We start from the raw sequence: 21,721 nt of genomic DNA on the forward strand, positions 1-21,721 counted from the left end.
CCCTGCCAGATGGCCGTCTACACCGACATCAACGAGGTCGAGCTCGCCGCCTTTTTGCAGGAATACCGGCTTGGCGAGATGATGTCCTACAAGGGCATCGCCGAAGGCTCCGAGAACTCCAATTTCTACCTGCATACCACGGTCGGAACCTATATTCTGACCCTTTATGAGCGTCGGGTCGAGGTTGCCGATCTGCCGTTCTTCCTCGGCCTTATGCAGCATCTGGCCCAAAAGGGCATTTCCTGCCCGCTGCCGGTCGAGCGCCGGGACGGCGGGTTGATCGGCGAGTTGGCCGGCCGTCCGGCCGCCATCATCACCTTCCTGGAAGGCATCTGGGTTCGTCGGCCGACGCCCGCCCATTGCCGCGCCGTCGGCGCCGCGCTCGCCGCCCTGCATCTCGCCGGCGCCGATTTCAAGCTCGGCCGCAAGAACGCGCTGTCGGTCGACGGTTGGAAACGGCTCTGGCTGCAGGCCAGGCCGCGCGCCGATTCCTTCCAGGCCGGCTTGGTGGAGGAGATCGACGCCGAGTTCGCCGCCTTCGAGCGCGACTGGCCGTCGGACCTGCCGTCGGGCATCATCCATGCCGACCTTTTCCCCGACAACGTGTTTTTCCTCGGCGACCGGCTGTCCGGCCTGATCGATTTCTATTTCGCCTGCAACGACATGTTTGCCTACGACGTGGCGACCTGCCTCAATGCGTGGTGTTTCGAAACCGACAACGCCTTCAATCTGACCAAGGGCCGGGCCTTCCTCGCCGGCTACCAGAGCGTCCGCCGGCTCGAGCCGGCCGAACGCGAGGCGCTGCCGTTGCTGGCGCGCGGCTCGGCGCTGCGTTTCATGCTGACCCGACTTTACGACTGGCTGACGATTCCCGACGGCGCGCTGGTGCAGAAGCGCGACCCGAGCGAATTCATCCGCCGGCTGCGCTTCCATCGCCACATCCGCGCGACCTCCGAATACGGGCTCGAATCGTCATGAAAAAGGTAGAGATCTTCACCGACGGCGCCTGTTCGGGCAATCCCGGGCCGGGCGGCTGGGGCGCGATCCTGCGCTTCAACGGCACCGAAAAGGAGCTGTCGGGCGGCGAGGCCCACACCACCAACAACCGGATGGAGCTGATGGCGGCGATCGAGGCGCTGAACGCGCTCAAGCAGCCCTGCCAGGTCGTGCTCACCACCGACAGCGTCTATGTGCGCGACGGTATTTCCGGCTGGATCGACGGCTGGAAGCGCAATGGCTGGAAGACGGCGGCCAAGAAGCCGGTCAAGAATGTTGAGCTGTGGCAGGCGCTGGACGAGGCGCGCCGCCGCCACACGGTCGAATGGCGCTGGGTGAAGGGCCATGCCGGCCACGCCGAGAACGAGCGCGCCGACGAACTCGCCCGCGCCGCGCTCGTCAAGGTCAGGCCGGCACGGCGTGCCGCGCCGGCGCGCGGGTAAACGATGACCGCGGCCGGCCGGCCGTTTCAAAGCTGTTCGAGAATTCTCGCCGCGCCCGATTCCACGGCCTCGGCCGGGCTGGTCTCGATGTTGAGCGTGCGCAGCGTGCGGTCGTCCACGATCATCGAATAGCGCTTGGAACGGACGCCGAGCCCGGCGATCGACAGGTCGATGTCGAGCCCGAGCGCGCGCGTGAAATCGCCATTGCCGTCGGCCAAATAGACCAGCTTGCCTTCGCCGCCGGAAAACCGCGCCCAGGCCGTCATCACATGCTGGTCGTTGACGGAGACGACGGCGATCGTGTCGACGCCGCGCGCCAGGATGGCGTCGTAATTTTCCAGATAGCCGGGCAGGTGGTTGTTGGAGCAGGTCGGCGTGAACGCGCCGGGCACGCCGAACAGCACCACCGTCTTGCCCTCGAAAAGCTCCGCCACGCTGGTGTCTTTGGCGCCATCGGCGCCGATCGCCTTGAGCGTGGCGTCAGGCAGCTTGTCGCCGACCGATATTGTCATGAAAATCCCTCCGGAAAGTGTCTGTGAAGTGACGTCTGCCGAGATCACATAATGCGCGTGGCGGTCATGTCCAGCGCCGAATTGATCAGGGCAGGTTGATTTCGCCCGCGACCGCGCCGATCCGCGTCACCAGCGTATAGGCGGCGGTCAGCGGTGCCGCGCCGGTCTGCGGACCCTGGAGGACCGGCACGCGGAACACTGTGCGGCCAGGTGCGGGCGCGCCCGTCTCGGCCCTGTCGATCCGGGGCGCGCCGAACAGGTAGCCCTGTGCGCCGGCGACGAACAAAGCGGCCTCGCCGCTGTCGAGCGGGGTGGTCGCCTCCACGATCAGCACCGCGTCGTCCAGGCGGGCGGCCGTGACGCCGAAACCGTCGCCGGCGGGGGCGGGCAGGGCCGCGAACGCCGCCTCGACGGCGGCCTTGTCGGCGGGCGCGTCGGGCGCGCTGCCCGGTTCGACGCTGAGCCTGGCCTGAACGGGAATGCAGACATCCCGGCACACGCCGAGAAAGATGTCGGCCTCGATCAGCGCATAGCGGTCGGGCGCCCCGACCGTGAAAACCACAGGAAACCGGACCGGGACGTCGTAGCCGGCCCAGGCGCCGTAGCTGTCCTCGTGCCATTGCGGCGCCGGATAGCCGAGCCGCGCGCTCTCCACGTTGAGGCTGCCGTCAAGGGTGATCTGCGGCGGCACGCCCGAGGCGCCGGGGTCGCGCCAATAGGTTTTCCAGCCCGGTTCGAGATCGACTTCAAGCGCCCCGCGCAACATGCCGTCGTCGTCGGCGAGCCCGGTCGTCAGCAGGCGGATCGTGGCGCCGTCGGTTCGAAACGTCTCGCTCGACGCGGCCCGCGCGCGATCGGCGACCGGGACGGCCAGGACGAGCAACAGCGCGGCGGACATGATCGGTTTCAAGCGGTTCCTCCCATCGTCCCATCAGTGTCGCCAATCGGCCCGGACTTCAATCCGCACGACGATCATCTGCCGTCATTTCTGCGTGAAGGCGGGCGATGGCGCCGGATTTCAAACCGTCTTTCAAGAATTGCGGAAACGCGATAGGCTTTGATTATGGATGTGTTGCGCCAGAAGGGAAAATCGAGCACGCCGCCCGGCAATGCCGGCGGGGCGGGCGGTTTTCTCGACGATCATTTCCTGATCGCCATGCCGGGCATGGTGGATGACCGTTTCGCGCGCGCCGTCATCTATGTCTGCGCCCACAGCGAAGAAGGCGCGATGGGGCTGATTATCAACCAGTCCCAGTCGCTGCGCTTCGCGGACCTGCTCGTTCAGCTCGGCATCGTCGACGAAAAGCAGGCGATCCGCCTCGCTCCCTCCGCGCGCGACCTTTTGGTGCGCAATGGCGGTCCGGTCGATCGCAGTCGCGGTTTCGTTCTCCACTCCGACGACTACGTGGTCGAATCCTCGCTCCCGGTGTCCGACGAGGTCTGCCTGACCGCCACCGTCGATATCCTGCGCGCCATCTCCGAAGGCGAAGGCCCGCGCCACGCCATCATGGCGCTCGGTTATGCGGGATGGGGGGCCGGCCAGCTCGAGCAGGAGATCGTCGACAATGGCTGGTTGACCTGTCCGGTGGACATAGAGCTTCTGTTCGATGGCGACATCGAGCGCAAATATGACCGCGTCCTGGCCTCGCTCGGTATCGACGTCGCCCATTTGAGCAATTTTTCCGGTCACGCCTGAGTTTCCGGTCACGCCTGAGTAAGCGGGAACTGCTCCTTCAAAAGCTTCAGCGCCGCGTCGGCCGTCAGCGGCGCGCCGAACAGGAAGCTTTGAACGAATTCGCATCCCATCTGCCTGAGCTGCAGCGCGTCGGCCTCGCTGGAAACGCCCTCGGCCACGACCGACAGGCCGAGCTCGTGCGCCATGTCGACCATGGAGCTCAACAGCACCGCCTTTTTCGGACTGGTGTCGTCGACGAAGCTCTTGTCGATCTTGATGGTGTCGAAGGGCAGGCGGGTCAGATAGGACAGCGACGAGTAGCCGGTGCCGAAATCGTCCAGAGACAGGCCGATGCCCAGCTTGCGCAGCTTGTCGAGCACGTGCGTGCTCTGCTCGGGATTGTCCATGATCAGCGATTCGGTCAGTTCGAGACGGAAATAGATCGGTTTGAGATTGGCCCTGGCCAGCACCGAGCGCACGTCGGTGACGAGATCCTGCCGGATGAGCTGCCGGCTCGACAGGTTGACCGACACCGACAGCGGCGAGTTGCCGATCTGTTTTTGCCACGACGCCAGATCTTCGGCCGCGCGCTGCATGGCGAAAAGGCCGAGCTGCACGATCAGATTGCAGTTCTCCGCGACCGGGATGAATTCGCCCGGCAGGATCATGCCCCGGCGCGGATGATCCCAGCGCATCAGCGCCTCGAAGCCGGCGACCGAATTGTCCTCCAGCCTAACGATAGGCTGGTAGACGAGGCTGAGCTCGCCGCGATCGAGCGCCCGGCGCAGATCCGATTCGATCTGCAGGCGATCGGCGCCGTAGGAGCGGAAGGCGGGGCGGAAGGGCTCGATCCGGTCGCCGCCGAAGCGTTTGGCCTGCTGCATGGCGAGTTCGGCGTCCTTGACCATGTCCTCGGCGGTGGCGGAGGGCGACGTCCATGAAATCAGGCCGATCGATCCGGTCAGCACGATCTCGCGTTTGGCAAAGCTGATCGGCGCCCGGATCGCCTGGCGCAACGCGTCGGCGAAGGCCGCGATCCGCGCCGGGTCCTGTTCGGAAAGCAGCATCAGCGCAAACTGGTCGCCGGTGAACCGCGACAGCGCGTCCTGCGGCTTGATCAGCCGGTGCAGCCGGCGTGCCAGCGTCAGGAGCATGGTGTCGCCGGCCGACATGCCGAGCCCGTCATTGACGTGCTTGAACCGGTCGATGTCGATGACGAAAACCGTCGGCCGGACCTTTTCCTCCGCGCGCGCGATGCTGACGACCGCGTCGAGCCGGTTGAGGAACAATTCGCGGTTTGGCAGGCCGGTCAGATTGTCGTGCACGGCGTCGTGCAACAGCCGCTCCTCGGCCTTTTTCTGCTTGGTGACGTCGATCAGCGTGCCGACGCAGCGAATCACCTCGCCGTCCGAGCCGACCACCGGCCGCGCCCGCATCAAAAACCAGTGATAATGCCCGTCGGCCGCCCGCAGCCGAAAACTCTGGCCGATGCGGCCGCGCCGGTGTTCCAGCACCATGTCGAGCGTGGTGCGGAAATGGTCGCGGTCGTCGGGATGCAGCACCGGCAGCCAGTTGCGGGCCGGGCCGTGCAGGCTGCCGCCGCTCAGGCCGAGCTGCTCGCTGATGTCGGGCCGGGTCACGACGCGGTCGCGCAAGACGTCCCAGTCGACCACCGTGTCGCCGGAGCCGGTGATGGCCAGCGCCTGGCGCTCCATGTCGCTGAACAGGCCTTGCTGCAGCGCGCCGCCGGAAAAGGCGTGCTGCATCACGGTGAAGCCGATCAGAAGCACGATCAGGATCAGGCCGCCGCCCAGCGCCGGCTGGACGATGTCGTTGTCGAGCAGGCCGGTGATGGCCAGCCACGAGCCGGCCATCCACACCAGCACCATCAGCCAGCTCGGCACCAGCATGATCGCGCGGTCATAGCCGCGCAGGCCCAGATAGACGACCAGAAGCAGGCCGATGACGGCGGTTGCGGCGAACGAGAGCCGCGCGATGCCGGCGGCCACGGCCGGATCGAAGAACACCGCGATGCCGGCGATCAGGCCGAGCCCGGATATCCAGGCGAGCGCGACATAGCTGAAATGGCCGTGCCAGCGGTTGAGGTTGAGATAGGCGAACAGGAACACGATCGAGCTTCCCGCCAGCGCGATTTCGGTCACCGAACGCCACAATTGCTCGCTGCCCGGCGATATTTCGATGACCTTGCTCAAGAACCCGAAATCCACGCAGATATAGGCAAGCGCCGCCCAGGCGAGAGCAGCCGTCGCCGGAAACATGGTCGTGCCCTTAACGACGAACAGGATGGTCAAAAACAGCGCCAGGAGCCCGGCGATGCCGATCACGATGCCGCGAAACAGCGTGTAGGAATTGACCGTGTCCTTGTAGGCTTCGGGATCCCACAGATAGACCTGCGGCACCTCGGGCGAGGCCAGCTCGGCGATGAAGGTGATCACCGAGCCGGGATTGAGGGTCACCAGGAAGACATCGGCGTCGGGGCTTGCCTGCCGGTCGAGCGCGAAGCCCTCGCTCGGCGTGATCGCGCCGATCCGGCTCGCGCCGAGATCGGGCCAGAACAGGCCGGAACCGACCAGACGGAAATGCGGGGCCACGATCAGCCGGTCGAGCTGCTGGTCGGTCGTGTTGGCGAGCGCGAACACGGCCCAGTCGCCGGACGAATTGCTCTCCTTGGCTTCGACCTCGATGCGCCGCACGATGCCGTCGATGCCGGGCGCGGTGGACACCTGGAAACTGGCGCCCTTGTTGCGGTGGAATTCCAGCGCGCCGGACAGGTCGAGCGCGATGTCGTCGCGCGATATTCTGATCGGTTCGATCGCGCCGGCCGGCACCGGCGCCCACAGCGCGGCCACAACCACCGCGACGAGCCCCAGCAGGAAATAGCGTATGTGGCGGTCGGTCGAATCAGGTGCCACCGGTCTTGCCCCGTATTTGCTGTGCCCGATAGTCGTCCACGATCAGGGCGTAAAGATAGTGGTCCTGCCACGTTCCGTTGATCTTCAGATAGGACCGCAACAGTCCTTCCCGCGTGAATCCGGCTTTTTCAAGTACACGCATGGACCGCGTGTTGCCGGGAATGCAAGCCGCCTCGATCCTGTGCAGGCCGAGTGTCTCGAAGCCGTAACCGCTGGCCAGGCGTAGCGCCTCCAGCATGATGCCGCGTCCGGCGTGGCGCTCGCCCATCCAGTAGCCGATCTGCGCGGACTGGGCCACGCCGCGCCTGATATTGCCGATCGAGATGCCGCCGGCCATCTTGCCGGTGTCGTTGAGATAGATCAGGAAGGCGGTGCCGGTGCCGCGGTCGTGCTCTTCGCGATAGCGCCTGATCCGTGTGCGCCAGGCCGGCCGGCCGAGCTCGTCGCTGGCCCATTTCGGTTCCCATCGTTCCAGGAATTGGCGGCTGGTGCCGCGCAGTTCCGCCCACTCGGCATATTCCTGCCCGGTGGGAAATTTGAGCGTGATCCTTTCCCCTCTGGCGGACGGGTAGGCCCGGCTGAAGAACGGCAGGCCGGCCATTGCCGGCTAGCCGGCGACGACACGCATGGCCGATTGCCGGTCGGGCAGCAGGCCGACAATGTCCTCGAAGGCGGCCAGCGAGCCGACGGGGCCGACCGCTGCCACGGTCGGGCGGGTGGAGAAAAGCCGCGCCGACAGGTCGGCCAGCCGCTCCACCGTGATCAGCGAAAGCCGCTCCATCAACTCGTCCATGGAGACCGGGCGGCCGAAAAGCAGCATCTGGCGCGCGATCTGCGAGGCGCGGCTGGCCGCGCTTTCGCTCGACATCTTCAACCCGGCCCGGTATTGCGCCCGCGCCCGGTCGAGCTCTTCCTGTTTGATGCGTTCGCCGGCCTTGCTCAATTCGTTCACGAGCACGGGAACCAGCGTCGCCATATCCTCCTTGCCGGTGGCGGCGTGGATGCCGAACACGCCGGTGTCCGAAAAGCCCCAGTGGAAGGCATAGACCGAATAGCAAAGCCCGCGACGCTCGCGCACCTCCTGGAACAGGCGCGACGACATGCCGCCGCCCAGGATCATGGAAAGCAGCTGGGAGGCATAAAAGTCCCGCACGTGGTAGGCGCGGCCCTCGAAGCCGAGCACGATCTGGGCGTCCATCAGGTCGCGGTGTTCGCGAAAGTCGCCGCCGACATAATGCGCCGTCGGCGGCGTGCCGGCCGGCGCCTTGGGCTGCAGGAGGCCGAGCCGCTTTTCGACCTCGCGGGCGAATTCGTCGTGGCGCACGGCGCCGGTGGCCACCACCACCATGCGGTCGGCGCCATATTGGCGCGCCATGAAATCGTGGATCTGCTTGGGCGTGAACGACTGCACCGTTTCGGGCGTGCCGAGAATGGTGCGTCCAAGCGTCTGGTGGCGAAAGGCGGTTTCGGAAAAATGGTCGAAAACCACGTCGTCGGGCGTGTCGTGGGCGGCGCCGATCTCCTGCAGGATGACATGCTGCTCGCGGCGCAATTCCTCCGGATCGAACCGGGAATCGGTCAGGATGTCGGCCAGGAGATCGATCGCGAGCGGCAGGTCGTCGCGCAGCACGCGGGCGAAAAACGATGTCGTTTCCACGCTCGTGGCCGCGTTGATCTCGCCGCCCACATTCTCGATCTGGGAGGCGATGTCCCATGCCGAACGCGAGCCGGTGCCCTTGAAAGCCATGTGCTCGAGCAGATGGGCGATGCCGTGTTCGTTCTCATGCTCGTCGCGCGACCCGGACCTGACCCACACGCCGAGCGCGACGCTGTCGATATGGGGATGGGTTTCGGTGACGACCGTCAAACCGTTCGACAGACGGCTTACCTCAACTGCCATAAATGGCCTACTCCTTGTACTCCCTCAGCCGGCCGCGCGCGTATGCCTGCCGACATAATCCTCGACCGCCTCGGTTTCCGACGCCAGGATTTCGTAGTTTTCCTCATGATCCATAAGGCCCGCAAGGCGCGATGGCAAGGTCGGGTGCACTGCGGTCGCTTCCTTGACCGCATCGGGAAACTTCGCCGGGTGGGCGGTGGCGAGCACGATCATCGGGCTTTGTCCATCGTCGATTTGGCGCGCCACCCGCATCGCGGTCGCCGAGTGCGGATCGAGCAGATAACCGCTGTCGTCAAGCACCGTACGCATGGTGTCGGCGGTTTCGGCCATGGTCGAGCGTCCCGCCGAAAAATCGGCTCGCAACGTCTTAAGCGCCGCCGGCGCGATGGTGAAGGCGCCGGACTGCCTGAGCCCCTCCATCGCCGCGACCGTCGCCGGCGCGTCGCGCCCGCAGGCTTCGAAAAGCGCGCGTTCGAAATTGGACGAGACCTGGATGTCCATCGACGGCGAGGTTGTCGCCACCACGCCCTGCGTCTCGTAACGTCCCGACGCGAGCGCGCGCGCGAGGATGTCGTTGTCGTTGGTGGCGATCGCCAGCCTTTCGATCGGCAGACCCATCTTCTTGGCGGCGTAGCCGGCGAAAATATCGCCGAAATTGCCGGTCGGCACCGTAAACGACACCGCCCGCTCCGGCGCGCCGAGCGCGACGGCGGACGTGAAATAATACACGATTTGGGCCATGATCCGGCCCCAATTGATCGAATTGACGCCCGAAAGTCGGGTTTTTTCGCGAAAACCGTGATGATTGAACATGGCTTTGACGATCGCCTGGCAGTCGTCGAAATTGCCTTCGATCGCCAGGGCGTGGACATTGGCCGCCCGCGAGGTGGTCATCTGGCGCTGTTGCACCGGCGAGACCTTGTTGTGCGGAAACAGGATAAAGATGTCGGTCCGGTCGCGGCCGGCGAACGCCTCGATCGCTGCGCCGCCGGTGTCGCCCGAGGTCGCGCCGACGATCGTGGCGCGCTCGCCGCGCTCGGCCAGAACGTGATCCATCAGCCGCGCCAGCATCTGCATGGCGACGTCCTTGAAGGCCAGCGTCGGTCCGTGGAACAGTTCCAGCACGAATTCGCCCGGCGCGCTCTGCACGAGCGGGCACACGGCCGTGTGGTGGAACGTGGCATAGGCCTCGCGCGCGATCGCCGACACCGTGTCCTGGGCGATCTCGCCGTCGATGAACGGCGCCATGATCCGGCTTGCGACTTCGTCATAGGGCCGTCCGCGCAGGGCGCGCATGTCGGCCGGCGAGAGCTGCGGCCAGCTCTCGGGCAGGTAGAGCCCGCCATCGCGCGCGAGCCCTGTCAGGAGCACGTCGGAAAAACCGAGGGTCGGGGCCGTTCCCCGGGTTGAGACATAGCGCATTTTACCCGTCCGTTCCTCATCTGCGGGCCGCGGCCGGCTGTCGGGGCCGCGGCGTCGTCGAAAAACCACAATCCATCGGTCGCATTTTCGGCGCGGCGTTGATATAGAACGGCGCCGTTGTCACAGGAAAGAGCGGTTGATGGTGTTGTTGGTGAACAAGCCGGGTTTTGTAAAGCGTGCGGCCGCCCTCGGGCTGCTGCTCGCCGTCGCGGGGTGTCAGTCGGGCGGCGGGCTGGACCTCGGCCTCGGTGGCGTCGGCAACAATGCCGCCACCAACGAGAACGAGAAGATTTCGGCCGACGAGTTGCGCGCCTATTGCCCGCGGGTGATCCTGCGCGCCGGTACGGCCTATTACAACACCTACCAGAAGGGTGCCGAGAACGATCCCGACAAGGTGGTCTACCAGGCCGCGATCACCGACGTGACGCGAAGCTGCAGCTACGGCTCGGGCATGCTGACCATGAACGTCGCCGCCGCCGGCAGGGTTGTGCCGGGGCCTGTGGCCAAGGACGGCCAGGTGTCGATGCCGATCCGCGTGGCGGTGGTGCAGGGCGACCAGGTGCTTTATTCCGAACTGCACAGATACGATGTCGCGCTGACCGCGAATCAGCCCGCGACCCAGTTCGTCTTCAACGATCCCAACGTGACCTTCCCCACGCCGAGCGCGCAGAACATCCAGGTCTTCGTCGGCTACGACGAGGGCCCGCCCAAGACGCGCTGAGGCACGCGGCCGCGCCCGCTAGCAGCCTGATACCGACAGGCCGAGCGAGGCCGCGCCGGCGTTTACGCGCCGCGATCCACAGCGGCCCGGTGCGGGGGTCAGGGTGCTTCCGACCACTGCGACAAGGCGGCCAGGGTCGGCTGGAAATCGGACCAGCGGCCGATCACGGTCTCCGCGCCGGCCTCCGTCAGCACGTCGGCATGGCCGGGATAGCTGTGGCGCCCGCCGGTGAAGCCGATCACCCGCATGCCGGCCGCCTTCGCGCCGGCGATCCCATGCGCTGAATCCTCGATCACGAACGTGTTGGCCGGTTCGGCGCGCAGGCGTTCGGCGGCGAAGAGGAACACGTCCGGCGCCGGCTTGGGGCGCCGCTCGGGCGTCTGCTCGGCCGAGAAAACCGCATCGGCGAAGGCCGGCTTCAGCCCGGTCCTGGTCAGCATCATCTCCAGGCGCTGCGGCGAGGAATTGGAGCAGATGCAGCGCGGCGCGGTGGTCCTCAACACCGCTTCCAGTGCCCCGTCGACCGCTTCCACCTGGCGCGCGAGTGCCCGGTCGACGGCCTTCTCGGCGCGTTCCAGCAGGCTTGCCTGCAACGGAATGCGCGCCTCCTCCTCGATGCGCAGCAGGATGTCGCGGAAGGTGAGGCCGGCATAGCGTTCGCCCAGCTCGGCCGCGGTGATGGGAAAGCCCGCCTCGGTGATCAACTGCGCCTCCACCCGCGCGGCGATGATCTCGGAATCGACGAGAACCCCGTCGCAATCGAAAATTACCAGCTCGGGCTGCATGGATCGGCCTGTGTTTGGAGGGAGGGGAATGCCGGCCAGATATCGTATGTGCCGCGCCGGCGCAAATCGGCCGGGCGATACACTAAAAATTTACGCAACGCGGTAACCATAACGAGGCGTAAACAGTCCAAGTGTTGTGAGTATCGCCATGCCAGCCGTGCGTTCCGTCGCCGACCTGACCGCCTCCCGAACCGATTGGTGCGACACGATCCTGAAAGGCGATTGCGTCGCTGCGCTCGAGCGCCTGCCGGACCATTCGGTCGACGCGATTTTCGCCGACCCGCCCTACAATCTGCAGCTCGGCGGCGATCTGCACCGGCCCGACCAGTCCAAGGTCGACGCCGTCGACGATGCGTGGGACCAGTTCGACAGTTTCCAGGCCTACGACGCCTTCACCCGCGCCTGGCTGCTGGCCGCGCGCCGCGTGCTCAAGCCGACCGGCACCATCTGGGTCATCGGCTCCTATCACAACATTTTCCGCGTCGGCGCCAAGTTGCAGGATCTCGGCTACTGGATCCTCAACGACGTGGTGTGGCGCAAGACCAATCCGATGCCGAATTTCCGCGGCCGGCGCTTTCAGAACGCGCATGAAACCATGATCTGGGCCTCGCGCGACCAGAAGGCCAAGGGCTACACCTTCAACTACGAGGCGCTCAAGGCTTCGAACGACGACGTGCAGATGCGCACCGACTGGCTGTTTCCGATCTGCACCGGCGCCGAGCGGCTGAAGGGCGCCGACGGCACGAAGGCGCATCCGACACAAAAGCCCGAAGCCCTTTTGGCGCGCGTGCTGATGGCCTCGACACGGCCCGGCGACGTGGTGCTCGATCCGTTCTTCGGCTCCGGCACCACCGGCGCGGTCGCCAAGAGGCTCGGCCGGCATTTTGTCGGCATCGAGCGCGAGCAGGCTTATATCGACGCCGCCACGGCGCGCATCGACGCGGTCGAGCCGCTCGACAATCCCGAACTCGCCATCCTGACGGGCAAGCGCGCCGAGCCGCGCATAGCCTTCGTCAGCCTGATCGAGGCGGGCCTGGTCGCGCCCGGCCTGGAACTCAGCGACGCCAAGCGCCGTTGGACCGCGCGGGTGCGCGCCGACGGCACCGTCGCCGTCGGCAACGAGGCCGGCTCCATCCACAAGATGGGCGCGCGCGTGCAGGGGCTCGACGCCTGCAACGGCTGGACCTTCTGGCATTTCGACAGAAAGGGCGCGCCGACGCCGCTCGACGCCCTTCGCCAGGATATGCGCCAGCGCATGGCCGTCGCCGCGGCCTGACCGCCGGCCGCGCCTCCGGCGCCTAGACGACGATGCCGTGGCTTGCCAGCGCGTCTTCCAGCATGGCCGGCGCGGTGAAGTGGATCGCCCGCCATCCGGCCTCGCGTGCGCCCTCGACGTTTGGTTCGCTGTCGTCGATGAAGATCGCGCCGGCGGGGTCGAGGCCGAAGGTTGCCGCGTGAAGCTCGTAGATGCGGCGGTCGGGCTTGATCATGCCGACCTCGCCCGACACCGTGACGCCGCGCGGACGATCGAGAAACGGAAACCTTCGGCGCGCCTCGACAAAGGTGTCGGCGGCGAAATTGGTCAGCATGGTGACGTCGTGGCCGCGCTCGATCAGTTCCAGCATCAGCGCGACGCTGTCGTCATAGGCGTGCGGCACCATCTCGTGCCAGTGGCGGCGAAAGGCGCGGATATTGTCTTCCTCATGCGGATGATCGTCGATCAACAGCGCCTCCGCCTCTTCCCAGCTTCGCCCGCGGTCCTGTTCGACATTCCAGGCCGGCGTGCACACCGTGTCGAAGAAGCGCTGCCGCTCCCGCGCGTCCGGGATCAGGCGCGTGTAGGGGATTTCGGGATCGTAGTGGATCAGCACCTTGCCGATATCGAACACGATGTGGCGGATGTCGCTCATGGGCTCGCTCCGGGGGCGGGAGGTTTCCTGGTCGCGCCCGGTATCGCAGCCTCGATTGCCTTTTTCATGACAGTCGGCAGTGCTTCGCCGTGGACAAGATGCCGCGGCGACCACCAATGGCCGGCCGGGGCGTCGTCGTCGAAACGGGCGTGGTAGACCGAAAGCCGCAGTTCGAAATGGGTAAAGACGTGGCGGATTTCGCCCGCCGTCCGCCAGCCGGCGGCAAACGGCGCGGCCTCGAGGCCGCCGGCGCCGTCCGTCCGCGCCGACCAGGCGCTCGTCGGCACCTCGCTCATGCCGGCCAGCAGGCCGGTTTCGCCGCGCTTGCGCAACAGCAGCGCGCCGTCGGCGCGCTCGGCGACGAAGGCGGCGCCGGTGCGCACCGGCTTGGCCGCCTTTGCCGGCTTGACCGGATAGCGCTCGGCCTCGCCGGCGGCAAAGGCGGCGCAGTCCGCGCTGACGGGGCATAGCGCGCAGGCCGGCGCGCGCGGCGTGCAGATCGTGGCGCCGAGATCCATCATCGCCTGGGCGAAGTCGCCCGGCCGCTCGGCGGGCAGCCAGCGTTCTACGATCGCGGCGATGTCCTTCTTGACCGTGGCGACCGGCGCCTCGATCGCCGCGTGGCGGGTAACGACCCGCTCGACATTGCCGTCGACGACGGCGACCGGGATGTCGAAAGCGATCGCGGCGACCGCTGCGGAAGTATACGCGCCGATGCCGGGCAGGGCGCGGAGCGCGGCAACGTCGGCGGGAAAGGCGCCGTCATGGCGCGCCACCACCTCTTCGGCGCATTTTTTGAGGTTGCGCGCCCGCGAATAGTAGCCAAGCCCCGCCCAGGCCTTCATCACCGCCTCGCGCTCGGCCGCCGCCAGAGCCTCCACGTCGGGCCAGTCGCGCAAGAACCGTTCGTAATAGGGTTTGACCGCCGCGACCGTGGTTTGCTGCAGCATGATCTCCGACAGCCAGACCCGGTAGGGCGTCGCCCGCAATCCGTTTGCGCGCTCGCCGGGCGCCACCCGCCAGGGCAGCCGGCGATGGTGGCGATCGTACCAGGCCATCAGCCGGGCGGCGAAGTCCGTCCGGTTCGGTTCGGGCTTGGCGGGGGCTGTCATCGGCGGGCGGCTCGGCTATGATGGCGGTGGGCGGTTCGCGCCCCACCGATAAGGCAGGTCAGGCATGAAAGGAAAGGGATATCGGGGTGCGCCGGTCGCCGTCAGCGACCTGGCGACGCGCATTCTCGACCCGGTGATGAAAAAGCGCGCCGGCATGTCGGTGAGCCTGGTCCAGTCGTGGCCGGAGCTCGCCGGCACGCGGTTGGCCGCGTCCACCCGGCCGGAAAAGATCGCCTGGCCGCGGCGGCGCCATGAGGACGACCCGTTCGAGCCCGCGACCCTGATCGTCGCCTGCGAGGGCGCGGCCGCGCTGCACCTCCAGCACGAAACCGGCGAAATCGTCAGCCGTATCAACAGTTTTTTCGGCTTTGCCGCGATCGGCCGCATCCGCATCGTGCAAAAGCCGGTCGGCAACGACGCCGTGCGCCGGCGTCCTGCCCCGCGCGCCCTGAGCAAGGACGAAATCGGCCTGGTCGAAAACAGCGTCAGCAGCGTCAGCGATCCCGGGTTGCGCGCGGCGCTGGAACGGCTCGGCCGCAACGTCGTCGCCGCGCGCAAATGAAGGCGTGTCGGCGACGTTGGCGATTTCGTGAACGCGCCGCGACACTTTGCTCTGTGACTGGCGGTTGCAATGCCTTATTAAGCGCCAACTCTCGCTTTTTCATCGCCGACCGTAGCAAAATCCAGATATCGACAGGTGATTCGCATGACCCGTTTCGTTTCGCGTCGCAACGTCGTCGCTTCGCTGGCAACCCTGCCGGCAACCGCTTTGCTGGCGGCGTGCAGCGATTCCAACGGCGCGAGCGCGCCTGAAACGCCCGAGACGCCGAAAGTGGCCGTGCCCGAGGCGCAGGGCTCGGTCGATGTCGACAAGCTGATGGAACCGGGCGCCTTGCCCGAAAAATGGGTCGGCGACGAAGACGCTCCGGTCACGATCGTGGAATACGCGTCGACGACCTGCGGCCATTGCGGCAATTTCCACCGCAACACCTATCCCGCGCTCAAGGAGAAATATATCGATACCGGCAAGGCGCGGCTGGTCCTGCGGGAATTTCCGTTCGATCCGCGCGCGGAAGCCGGTTTCATGCTGGCGCGCTGCGCCGACGACAAATATTTCGCCATGGCCGATGTGCTGTTCAAGCAGCAGGATGCCTGGGTATCGGTGGAAAACGCCCGAGAAGCATTGCTGAAAATCGCCCGTCTGGCCGGTTTTTCACAGGAGTCCTTCGAGGCGTGCTTGACGGACCAGAAGCTTCTGGAGGATGTCAGGGCTGTCAAGGACCGCGGAGCGAAGGAATTCGGCGTCGACTCCACGCCGACCTTTTTCGTCAACGGCAAAAAATATGCGGGGGCCATGTCGATTGACGAGTTCTCGGCAATCATCGACAGCATGCTCTGACGCCAGGCAGCCAGCCCGGCGGGGCCTTCCTGCGGCCGCAGGGCGGGGGAGCCGCGCCTGATGCGCTTTTCCCGGCTTCGCGTCCTCGGCTTCAAATCCTTCGTCGAACCCAGCGAGTTCGTCATCGAAAGCGGCCTGACCGGCGTGGTCGGGCCGAACGGCTGCGGCAAGTCCAATCTCGTCGAGGCCCTGCGCTGGGTCATGGGCGAGAATTCCTACAAGAACATGCGCGCGTCCGGCATGGACGACGTCATCTTCTCCGGCTCCGGCACGCGTCCGGCCCGCAACACGGCCGAAGTCACGCTTTTCCTCGACAATGCCGACCGCTCCGCGCCGGCCGCCTATAACGACACCGACGAGCTCCAGGTGTCGCGGCGCATCGAGCGCGAGGCCGGGTCGGTCTATCGCATCAACGGCAAGGAGGTGCGCGCCAAGGACGTGCAACTCCTGTTCGCCGACCAGTCGACCGGCGCGCGCTCGCCCTCCATGGTCGGCCAGGGCCGTATCGGCGAGCTGATCCAGGCCAAGCCGCAGGCCCGGCGTGCGCTGCTGGAGGAGGCGGCCGGTATTTCCGGCCTGCATTCGCGCCGCCACGAGGCCGAGCTGCGCCTGCGCGCGGCCGAACAGAACCTCGAGCGGCTCGACGATGTCGTCGGCGAACTCGAAAGCCAGATCGAGAGCCTCAAGCGTCAGGCGCGCCAGGCGGCCCGTTTCAAGAGCGTGTCTGCCGATATCCGCCAGGCCGAGGCGATCCTGCTGCATCTGCGCTGGTCGCAGGCCAAGCAGCAGGCGGGCGAGGCGCAATCGGCGCTCGCGGCGGCGACGTCGCTGGTCGGCGAGCGCGCCCAGGAGCAGATGAACGCCGCCAAGGAGCAGGCCGTCGCGGCGATGCGCCTGCCCGAACTGCGCGACGCCGAGGCCACCGCCGCCGCCGCGCTGCAGCGCCTGTCGATCGCCCGCACGCAGATCGACGAGGAGGCCGCGCGCCTGAAGACGCGCCAGGGCGAGCTCGACCGTCGCATCGCCCAGCTCGACGCCGATATCGAGCGCGAGGAGCGTCTCGTGCGCGACAATGCCGACACGCTGGCCCGGCTCGACGCGGAGGAAAAGACCCTGACCGCGGAGCAGGCCGGCTCCGCCGAACGCGAGCAGGCGGCGAAGGCGACATTCGAGGAAGCGTCGTTGCGGCTCGCCGCGAGCGAGGAGAAGCTGGCCGCGATCACCGCCGAACGGGCCGAGGCACTGGCGCAGCGCACCCAGTTCGAGCGCTCCGTGCGCGAGCACGCCGAGCGCCGCGACAGGTTCGAGCGCCAACTGGCCGAAAAACGCGGCGAAGCCGAAGCCGTGGCCGCCCGGCTTTCCGAATTGCCGGATCCGGCCGAAAAGCAGCGCAAGGTCGAACAGGCCGAGGCCAATGTCGCGGCGGCGGAGACCGCCACCACGGCCGCCGAAACCAAGGTTGCCGACGCGCGCGCGGCCGAGGCCGCGTTGCGGGCGCCGCTCGACGAGACGCGCGCCGAGCTGCAGCGCCTGGAAACCGAGGCGCGCACGCTGGCCAAGGTTCTCAATGCCGGCGACAGCGGGCTTTTTCCCGCCGCCCTCGAGCAGATCAGGGTCGAGCGCGGTTTCGAGACCGCGCTCGGCGCGGCGCTGGGCGAGGATCTCGATGTGCCGCTCGACCGCGCCGCACCGGTCCATTGGGGCGAGATGGATCCCGCCGACGGCGACCCGGGCCTGCCCGAGGGCGCGCGCCCGCTGGCCGAGATCGTGCGCGCGCCGCGCCAGTTGGCGCGCCGGCTCGCCCAGATCGGCCTGGTCGAGGCGGCCGACGGACCCAGGCTGCAAAAGGCGCTCGCGCCCGGCCAGCGTCTGGTCAGCCGCGACGGCGCTCTGTGGCGATGGGACGGGTTCACCGCCAGCGCCGACGCCCCGACGGCCGCCGCCCAGCGGCTGGCGCAGAAGAACCGGCTCGCCGAACTGGAACAGGAGGTTGCCGCCGCCGCCGCGCGTCTCAAGCAGGCTGAAACCGCCCAGCAGGAGGCCGACGCGCTGGTGCGTCAAACCGTGGAGATGGAAAAACAGGCCCGCGAGGCCTGGCGGCTTGCCCAGCGCGCGGCCGGCGAGGCGCGCGAGGAACTGGCCAGGGCCGAAAAGGCGGCCGGCGAATTGTCGACCCGCAGGGCGACGCTTGCCGAGGCGATCGCGCGGCTGGACGAGAGCGCGGCCGAGGAGGCAAGGCTTCTGGCCGAGGCGCAGGCCGCGCTCGACGGCGCGCCGGACCCCGGCGACATCCAGTCGCGTTTCGAGCGCCAGTCGACCCTGGTTGCGGAGGATCGTTCCGCCCTTGCGGACGCGCGCGCCCTCGATGACGGTCTGAAACGCGAAGCGGAGGCCAGGCAGAGGCGATTGACGGCGATCGCGCAGGAGCGCCAGGCCTGGATCGCGCGCGCCGACAATGCCGACCGCCAGAAGGCCGCCTTGATCGAACGGCGCGCCGAGGCCGGGCGCGAGCGCGCCGGGATCGAGGATGCGCCCGATGCGCTCGACGCGCGCCGGCGGGCGCTGTTGTCGGAACTGGGCCACGCCGAGACCCGCCGCAGCGAGGCCGCCGACGCGCTCGCCGTGGCCGAGACGCGCCAGACCGAGTTCGACAAGGCCGCCAATGCCGCCCTGCAGGCGCTGTCGGAAAGCCGCGAGGCGCGCGGCCGCGCCGAGGAGCGCCTGACGGCGGCGGAGGAGCGCCGACGCGACGCCGAAGCGCGTATCCAGGAGGCGCTGGGGATCGCGCCGCATCTGGTCTTTCGCCACACCGGGCTCGGTCCCGACGATCCGCTGCCCGAGATGGGCGATGTCGAACGGCGCATCGACCGCTTGAAGGGCGACCGCGAACGGCTCGGCGCGGTCAATCTGCGCGCCGAGGAGGAGCAGCGGGAACTGGCCGGGCGTCTGGAGACCATCGTCACCGAACGCGAGGACGTGATCGAGGCGATCAAGAAGCTGCGTCTGGCGATCCAGAGCCTGAACCGGGAGGGCCGCGAACGCCTGCTCGAGGCGTTCGACCGGGTCAACGCCCAGTTCCAGCGCCTGTTCACACACCTGTTCGGCGGCGGCACGGCCGAGCTGCAACTGGTCGAATCCGACGACCCGCTGGAGGCGGGCCTGGAAATCCTCGCCCGCCCGCCGGGCAAGAAACCGCAGACCATGACCTTGCTGTCGGGCGGCGAGCAGGCGCTGACGGCGATGGCGCTGATCTTCGCCGTGTTCCTGACCAACCCGGCGCCGATCTGCGTGCTCGACGAGGTCGACGCGCCGCTCGACGATCACAATGTCGAGCGTTTCTGCAATTTGATGGACGAGATGGCGGCGAGCACCCATACCCGCTTCGTCATCATCACCCACAACCCGATCACCATGGCGCGCATGAACCGCCTGTTCGGCGTCACCATGGCCGAACAGGGCGTCAGCCAGCTCGTTTCGGTCGATCTACAGACCGCCGAACAGATTCGCGAGGCGAGCTGAGGCAAGCGTGACCGCCTGCCTGGCCTTGGCCGAACCGAACAGCCTAGTCGCCCCACACCGCCAGCTCGTTGCCAGCCGGATCGGCGAAATGGAACCGTCGGCCGCCGGGGAAGGAGAAGATCGGTCGCACGATCGTCGCGCCGGCGTCCTCGACCGCGGCCAGCGTTTCCTCCAGATTTTCCGAATAAAGCACCGGCAACGGTTTTGCCGCCTCATCCGGCTTGGTTGCCTCAAACCCGCCTTCCAGCCCCTCGTCGAAGGCGGAATAGGTCGGGCCGTAATCGGTAAAGGTCCAGCCGAACGCATTGCTGTAGAAGGCCTTGACCGCGTCGAGCGTCGCGCCGGGAGCCGACATTTCCAGATAATCGATCTTTCCGGTCTTTTTCATCGCGTGTCCTCGCTGATTGTTCTCTATTTGTTCTATTCGGTATCGGTGCTGCGGGCAAGGGCCGGCGCCCTTCTTGCGATTGTGCCTGCGGGACTATGCGCCGCGGCATTTGCGGCGGGTGATCGAGCGGTCCATCGCCTCGATGCGGCCGAGCGCCTTGCGGTGCTGTTTGGCGTTGCGGCCGCGCGCGTCGGGCACCAGCGTGCCGAAACCGGTCGGCAGCAAGGCCGGCCGTGCGCCGGGTTTTTCGCCCGGGTCGAGCGCATCCGGCTCGCCATGCTCGGCGGCGAGCGCGTCGCGTTCCGCCACCAGTCGATCACAGGGGATCTGGTCGAAATGAAGCGACGACACGATTTCGTCGTCGAGCCCGCCCGAAAGGCTGGTGCAGCCGGCAAGCGCGCCGGCGACCACGACAAGGCTCCATTTCGACAACATCGCCGCCTCTCGTTTGGTTTCGGACCAACCGTCATCTGTCGGTCCAATTCGGGCGGCATCATGTCCAGCGCCGTGCGCCGAAGGATGCCGCTCAGTCGATCCCGTTCGGACGCCCGAGGCTCGCATAGGCAAAACCGAGCCGTTCGACGTCCTTCGGGCGGTAGATGTTGCGCAGGTCGACCAGCACCGGCGTGGCCATGATCGCCTTCAGGCGCTCGAAGTCGAGCGAGCGGAACTCGTTCCATTCCGTGACGATCACGACGCAGTCCGCGTCGGCTGCGGCGTCATACGCGTTTTGGGCATAGTCGATCTGGGCGAAATAGGCGCGCGCGGCGTCCATGCCTTCGGGATCGTAGGCGGTGATGTGCGCGCCCTGGTCGAGCAGCGCCTGGATGATGGCGATCGAGGGCGCCTCGCGCATGTCGTCGGTATTGGGCTTGAAGGTCAGGCCGAAGATCGCGATGCGCTTGCCGCGCACCGCCCCGCCGCAGGCGGCGACGACCTTGCGCGCCATGGCCCGCTTGCGCTGGTCGTTGACGGCGACCGTCGTTTCCACCAGGCGCAGCGGCGTACCCAGGTCCTGCGCGGTCTTGACGAAGGCGAGCGTGTCCTTGGGAAAGCACGAGCCGCCGTAGCCCGGCCCGGCATTGAGGAATTTCGGACCGATGCGCTTGTCGAGACCGATGCCGCGGGCCACCTCCTGCACGTCCGCGCCCGCCTGTTCGCACAAATCCGCAACCTCGTTGATGAAGGTGATCTTGGTCGCCAGGAACGCGTTGGCGGCGTATTTGATCATTTCGGCCGTGCGCCGGCTGGTGAAGAGGATCGGCGCCTGGTTGAGATAGAGCGGTCTGTAGACCTCGGCCATGACGGTGCGGGCGCGCTCGTCCTGGGTGCCGATGACGATGCGGTCGGGGCGTTTGAAATCGTCGATCGCCGCGCCTTCGCGCAGGAATTCGGGATTCGACGCGACGGCGAAATCCGCCTCCGGATTGGCTTCGCCCATGATGCGCTCCACATCGTCGCCGGTGCCGAGCGGCACGGTCGATTTCGTCACCACCACGGTGAAGCCTCGGAGGGCGCCGGCGATCGAGCGTGCGGCCGCGTGGACGAACGACAGATCCGCATGGCCGTCGCCGCGCCGCGACGGCGTGCCGACGGCGATGAACACGACGTCGGCCTCGGCGACCGCCGGGGCGAGCTCGGTCGTGAAGAACAGCCTGTCGGCGGCGACATTGTCGGCAACCAGCCGGTCGAGGCCCGGCTCGTAGATCGGGATGCGCGCCGACTGCAGCGCGGCGACCTTTTGTTCGTCGACGTCGACGCAGGTCACGCGATGTCCGAAATCGGCCAGACACGCGCCGCTCACCAATCCGACATAGCCGGAACCGATCATGGCGATGTTCATGTGAACCCCGACGAATGGCGACCCATCCCACCGGAGGGCCGGAACGAACCCACGCGGTCTGCGCCGCGGCGATGGCGCGTGGTGGCATGGCGTGGGCCTTGTTTCAAGAAAACTTTGCCCGCGCCCCCGTCTCGCCGGGCTCCGAACCGCCCGGCCTCGGCTC

The 21,721-nt window shown here is 67.0% G+C and carries 20 protein-coding genes; 8 read left to right on the forward strand and 12 right to left on the reverse strand.

Going from position 1 to position 21,721, the window contains the following annotated elements:
* Window positions 1-9: 9 nt before the first annotated feature.
* Together EP380_RS03035 and rnhA are read left to right on the forward strand one after the other, a co-directional pair.
* Window positions 10-978 carry a homoserine kinase gene (locus tag EP380_RS03035; RefSeq protein WP_127596440.1) on the forward strand — a complete coding sequence of 323 codons (969 nt, stop codon included), beginning with the start codon at window positions 10-12 and terminating at the stop codon, window positions 976-978.
* Window positions 975-1,439 carry a ribonuclease HI gene (gene rnhA, locus EP380_RS03040; protein WP_106571235.1) on the forward strand — a complete coding sequence of 155 codons (465 nt, stop codon included), beginning with the start codon at window positions 975-977 and terminating at the stop codon, window positions 1,437-1,439. The genes EP380_RS03035 and rnhA overlap by 4 nt, the downstream gene beginning before the upstream one ends.
* A gap of 26 nt (window positions 1,440-1,465) precedes the next feature.
* Here rnhA and EP380_RS03045 read toward each other — a convergent pair whose 3' ends face one another.
* Window positions 1,466-1,951 carry a peroxiredoxin gene (locus tag EP380_RS03045; protein WP_106571234.1) on the reverse strand — a complete coding sequence of 162 codons (486 nt, stop codon included), beginning with the start codon at window positions 1,949-1,951 and terminating at the stop codon, window positions 1,466-1,468.
* Window positions 1,952-2,036: 85 nt separating this feature from the next.
* On the reverse strand, window positions 2,037-2,861 hold the full coding sequence (locus EP380_RS03050; protein ID WP_238719688.1) for a protein-disulfide reductase DsbD domain-containing protein: 825 nt from the start codon (window positions 2,859-2,861) through the stop codon (window positions 2,037-2,039).
* Between the two features lie 153 nt (window positions 2,862-3,014).
* On the opposite strand from EP380_RS03050, the gene EP380_RS03055 reads away from it, so the two are divergent.
* A complete protein-coding gene (locus tag EP380_RS03055; protein WP_127596443.1) occupies window positions 3,015-3,647 on the forward strand; it encodes a YqgE/AlgH family protein in 633 nt (210 codons plus the stop codon).
* 8 nt (window positions 3,648-3,655) lie between these two features.
* On the opposite strand, the gene EP380_RS03060 is transcribed toward EP380_RS03055, so the two are convergent.
* Genes EP380_RS03060 through thrC form a run of 4 tightly spaced genes read right to left on the reverse strand, consistent with a single transcriptional unit; the run spans window position 3,656 to window position 9,881 of the window.
* Complete coding sequence (locus EP380_RS03060) at window positions 3,656-6,520, reverse strand: EAL domain-containing protein (RefSeq protein ID WP_238719705.1); 2,865 nt, start codon at window positions 6,518-6,520, stop codon at window positions 3,656-3,658.
* A 28-nt stretch (window positions 6,521-6,548) separates the two neighbouring features.
* Window positions 6,549-7,160, reverse strand: coding sequence for a GNAT family N-acetyltransferase (locus EP380_RS03065; protein ID WP_106571232.1), 612 nt, complete (start codon window positions 7,158-7,160; stop codon window positions 6,549-6,551).
* 6 nt (window positions 7,161-7,166) lie between these two features.
* Window positions 7,167-8,459 (reverse strand): M16 family metallopeptidase, encoded by a 1,293-nt coding sequence (locus EP380_RS03070; RefSeq protein WP_127596446.1) that lies wholly within the window; start codon window positions 8,457-8,459, stop codon window positions 7,167-7,169.
* A 24-nt stretch (window positions 8,460-8,483) separates the two neighbouring features.
* Window positions 8,484-9,881, reverse strand: a complete 1,398-nt coding sequence (thrC, locus tag EP380_RS03075) for a threonine synthase (protein ID WP_127596450.1) — start codon at window positions 9,879-9,881, stop codon at window positions 8,484-8,486.
* 139 nt (window positions 9,882-10,020) lie between these two features.
* Between thrC and EP380_RS03080 the strand changes: the two genes are divergently transcribed.
* Window positions 10,021-10,602, forward strand: a complete 582-nt coding sequence (locus tag EP380_RS03080) for a hypothetical protein (protein ID WP_106571229.1) — start codon at window positions 10,021-10,023, stop codon at window positions 10,600-10,602.
* A gap of 98 nt (window positions 10,603-10,700) precedes the next feature.
* Here the strand turns inward: EP380_RS03080 and EP380_RS03085 are convergent, their stop codons facing one another.
* Window positions 10,701-11,387 (reverse strand): HAD family hydrolase, encoded by a 687-nt coding sequence (locus tag EP380_RS03085; RefSeq protein ID WP_106571228.1) that lies wholly within the window; start codon window positions 11,385-11,387, stop codon window positions 10,701-10,703.
* 148 nt (window positions 11,388-11,535) lie between these two features.
* Here EP380_RS03085 and EP380_RS03090 point away from each other — a divergent pair, with 148 nt between their 5' ends.
* A complete protein-coding gene (locus tag EP380_RS03090; protein WP_127596452.1) occupies window positions 11,536-12,663 on the forward strand; it encodes a site-specific DNA-methyltransferase in 1,128 nt (375 codons plus the stop codon).
* Window positions 12,664-12,685: 22 nt separating this feature from the next.
* On the opposite strand, the gene EP380_RS03095 is transcribed toward EP380_RS03090, so the two are convergent.
* On the reverse strand, window positions 12,686-13,297 hold the full coding sequence (locus tag EP380_RS03095) for an HAD family hydrolase (protein WP_127596455.1): 612 nt from the start codon (window positions 13,295-13,297) through the stop codon (window positions 12,686-12,688).
* The gene (gene mutY / locus EP380_RS03100) at window positions 13,294-14,409 is read right to left on the reverse strand and encodes an A/G-specific adenine glycosylase (protein WP_127596458.1); all 1,116 of its coding nucleotides are present in this window, start codon (window positions 14,407-14,409) and stop codon (window positions 13,294-13,296) included. Before mutY ends, EP380_RS03095 begins: the two co-directional genes overlap by 4 nt.
* A gap of 64 nt (window positions 14,410-14,473) precedes the next feature.
* On the opposite strand from mutY, the gene EP380_RS03105 reads away from it, so the two are divergent.
* The 3 genes from EP380_RS03105 (at window position 14,474) to EP380_RS03115 (ending at window position 19,327) form a co-directional block, all read left to right on the forward strand.
* Window positions 14,474-14,971 carry a DUF721 domain-containing protein gene (locus tag EP380_RS03105; protein WP_106571224.1) on the forward strand — a complete coding sequence of 166 codons (498 nt, stop codon included), beginning with the start codon at window positions 14,474-14,476 and terminating at the stop codon, window positions 14,969-14,971.
* A gap of 144 nt (window positions 14,972-15,115) precedes the next feature.
* Window positions 15,116-15,808, forward strand: a complete 693-nt coding sequence (locus EP380_RS03110; protein ID WP_127596461.1) for a DsbA family protein — start codon at window positions 15,116-15,118, stop codon at window positions 15,806-15,808.
* 60 nt (window positions 15,809-15,868) lie between these two features.
* Window positions 15,869-19,327 (forward strand): chromosome segregation SMC family protein, encoded by a 3,459-nt coding sequence (locus EP380_RS03115; protein ID WP_127596464.1) that lies wholly within the window; start codon window positions 15,869-15,871, stop codon window positions 19,325-19,327.
* 43 nt (window positions 19,328-19,370) lie between these two features.
* Here EP380_RS03115 and EP380_RS03120 read toward each other — a convergent pair whose 3' ends face one another.
* From EP380_RS03120 to EP380_RS03130, 3 genes are all read right to left on the reverse strand, one after another.
* The gene (locus EP380_RS03120; RefSeq protein ID WP_106571221.1) at window positions 19,371-19,715 is read right to left on the reverse strand and encodes a VOC family protein; all 345 of its coding nucleotides are present in this window, start codon (window positions 19,713-19,715) and stop codon (window positions 19,371-19,373) included.
* 93 nt (window positions 19,716-19,808) lie between these two features.
* Window positions 19,809-20,150 carry a hypothetical protein gene (locus tag EP380_RS03125; protein ID WP_127596467.1) on the reverse strand — a complete coding sequence of 114 codons (342 nt, stop codon included), beginning with the start codon at window positions 20,148-20,150 and terminating at the stop codon, window positions 19,809-19,811.
* Between the two features lie 91 nt (window positions 20,151-20,241).
* Window positions 20,242-21,558, reverse strand: a complete 1,317-nt coding sequence (locus tag EP380_RS03130) for a UDP-glucose dehydrogenase family protein (RefSeq protein ID WP_106571219.1) — start codon at window positions 21,556-21,558, stop codon at window positions 20,242-20,244.
* Between the last annotated feature and the right edge of the window lie 163 nt (window positions 21,559-21,721).

The organism is Nitratireductor alexandrii, from assembly GCF_004000215.1.
In the GTDB taxonomy this organism is placed as follows: domain Bacteria; phylum Pseudomonadota; class Alphaproteobacteria; order Rhizobiales; family Rhizobiaceae; genus Mangrovimarina; species Mangrovimarina alexandrii.

Bases quoted from the DNA above. Each gene is read 5' to 3' on its own strand.
- mutY (WP_127596458.1), bottom strand. From the start codon at position 14,409: ATGACAGCCCCCGCCAAGCCCGAACCGAACCGGACGGACTTCGCCGCC.
- EP380_RS03085 (WP_106571228.1), bottom strand. From the start codon at position 11,387: ATGCAGCCCGAGCTGGTAATTTTCGATTGCGACGGGGTTCTCGTCGAT.
- EP380_RS03105 (WP_106571224.1), top strand. From the start codon at position 14,474: ATGAAAGGAAAGGGATATCGGGGTGCGCCGGTCGCCGTCAGCGACCTG.
- rnhA (WP_106571235.1), top strand. From the start codon at position 975: ATGAAAAAGGTAGAGATCTTCACCGACGGCGCCTGTTCGGGCAATCCC.
- EP380_RS03130 (WP_106571219.1), bottom strand. From the start codon at position 21,558: ATGAACATCGCCATGATCGGTTCCGGCTATGTCGGATTGGTGAGCGGC.
- EP380_RS03055 (WP_127596443.1), top strand. From the start codon at position 3,015: ATGGATGTGTTGCGCCAGAAGGGAAAATCGAGCACGCCGCCCGGCAAT.
- EP380_RS03070 (WP_127596446.1), bottom strand. From the start codon at position 8,459: ATGGCAGTTGAGGTAAGCCGTCTGTCGAACGGTTTGACGGTCGTCACC.
- EP380_RS03110 (WP_127596461.1), top strand. From the start codon at position 15,116: ATGACCCGTTTCGTTTCGCGTCGCAACGTCGTCGCTTCGCTGGCAACC.
- EP380_RS03120 (WP_106571221.1), bottom strand. From the start codon at position 19,715: ATGAAAAAGACCGGAAAGATCGATTATCTGGAAATGTCGGCTCCCGGC.
- EP380_RS03065 (WP_106571232.1), bottom strand. From the start codon at position 7,160: ATGGCCGGCCTGCCGTTCTTCAGCCGGGCCTACCCGTCCGCCAGAGGG.
- EP380_RS03080 (WP_106571229.1), top strand. From the start codon at position 10,021: ATGGTGTTGTTGGTGAACAAGCCGGGTTTTGTAAAGCGTGCGGCCGCC.
- thrC (WP_127596450.1), bottom strand. From the start codon at position 9,881: ATGCGCTATGTCTCAACCCGGGGAACGGCCCCGACCCTCGGTTTTTCC.
- EP380_RS03115 (WP_127596464.1), top strand. From the start codon at position 15,869: ATGCGCTTTTCCCGGCTTCGCGTCCTCGGCTTCAAATCCTTCGTCGAA.
- EP380_RS03045 (WP_106571234.1), bottom strand. From the start codon at position 1,951: ATGACAATATCGGTCGGCGACAAGCTGCCTGACGCCACGCTCAAGGCG.
- EP380_RS03035 (WP_127596440.1), top strand. From the start codon at position 10: ATGGCCGTCTACACCGACATCAACGAGGTCGAGCTCGCCGCCTTTTTG.
- EP380_RS03095 (WP_127596455.1), bottom strand. From the start codon at position 13,297: ATGAGCGACATCCGCCACATCGTGTTCGATATCGGCAAGGTGCTGATC.
- EP380_RS03090 (WP_127596452.1), top strand. From the start codon at position 11,536: ATGCCAGCCGTGCGTTCCGTCGCCGACCTGACCGCCTCCCGAACCGAT.
- EP380_RS03125 (WP_127596467.1), bottom strand. From the start codon at position 20,150: ATGTTGTCGAAATGGAGCCTTGTCGTGGTCGCCGGCGCGCTTGCCGGC.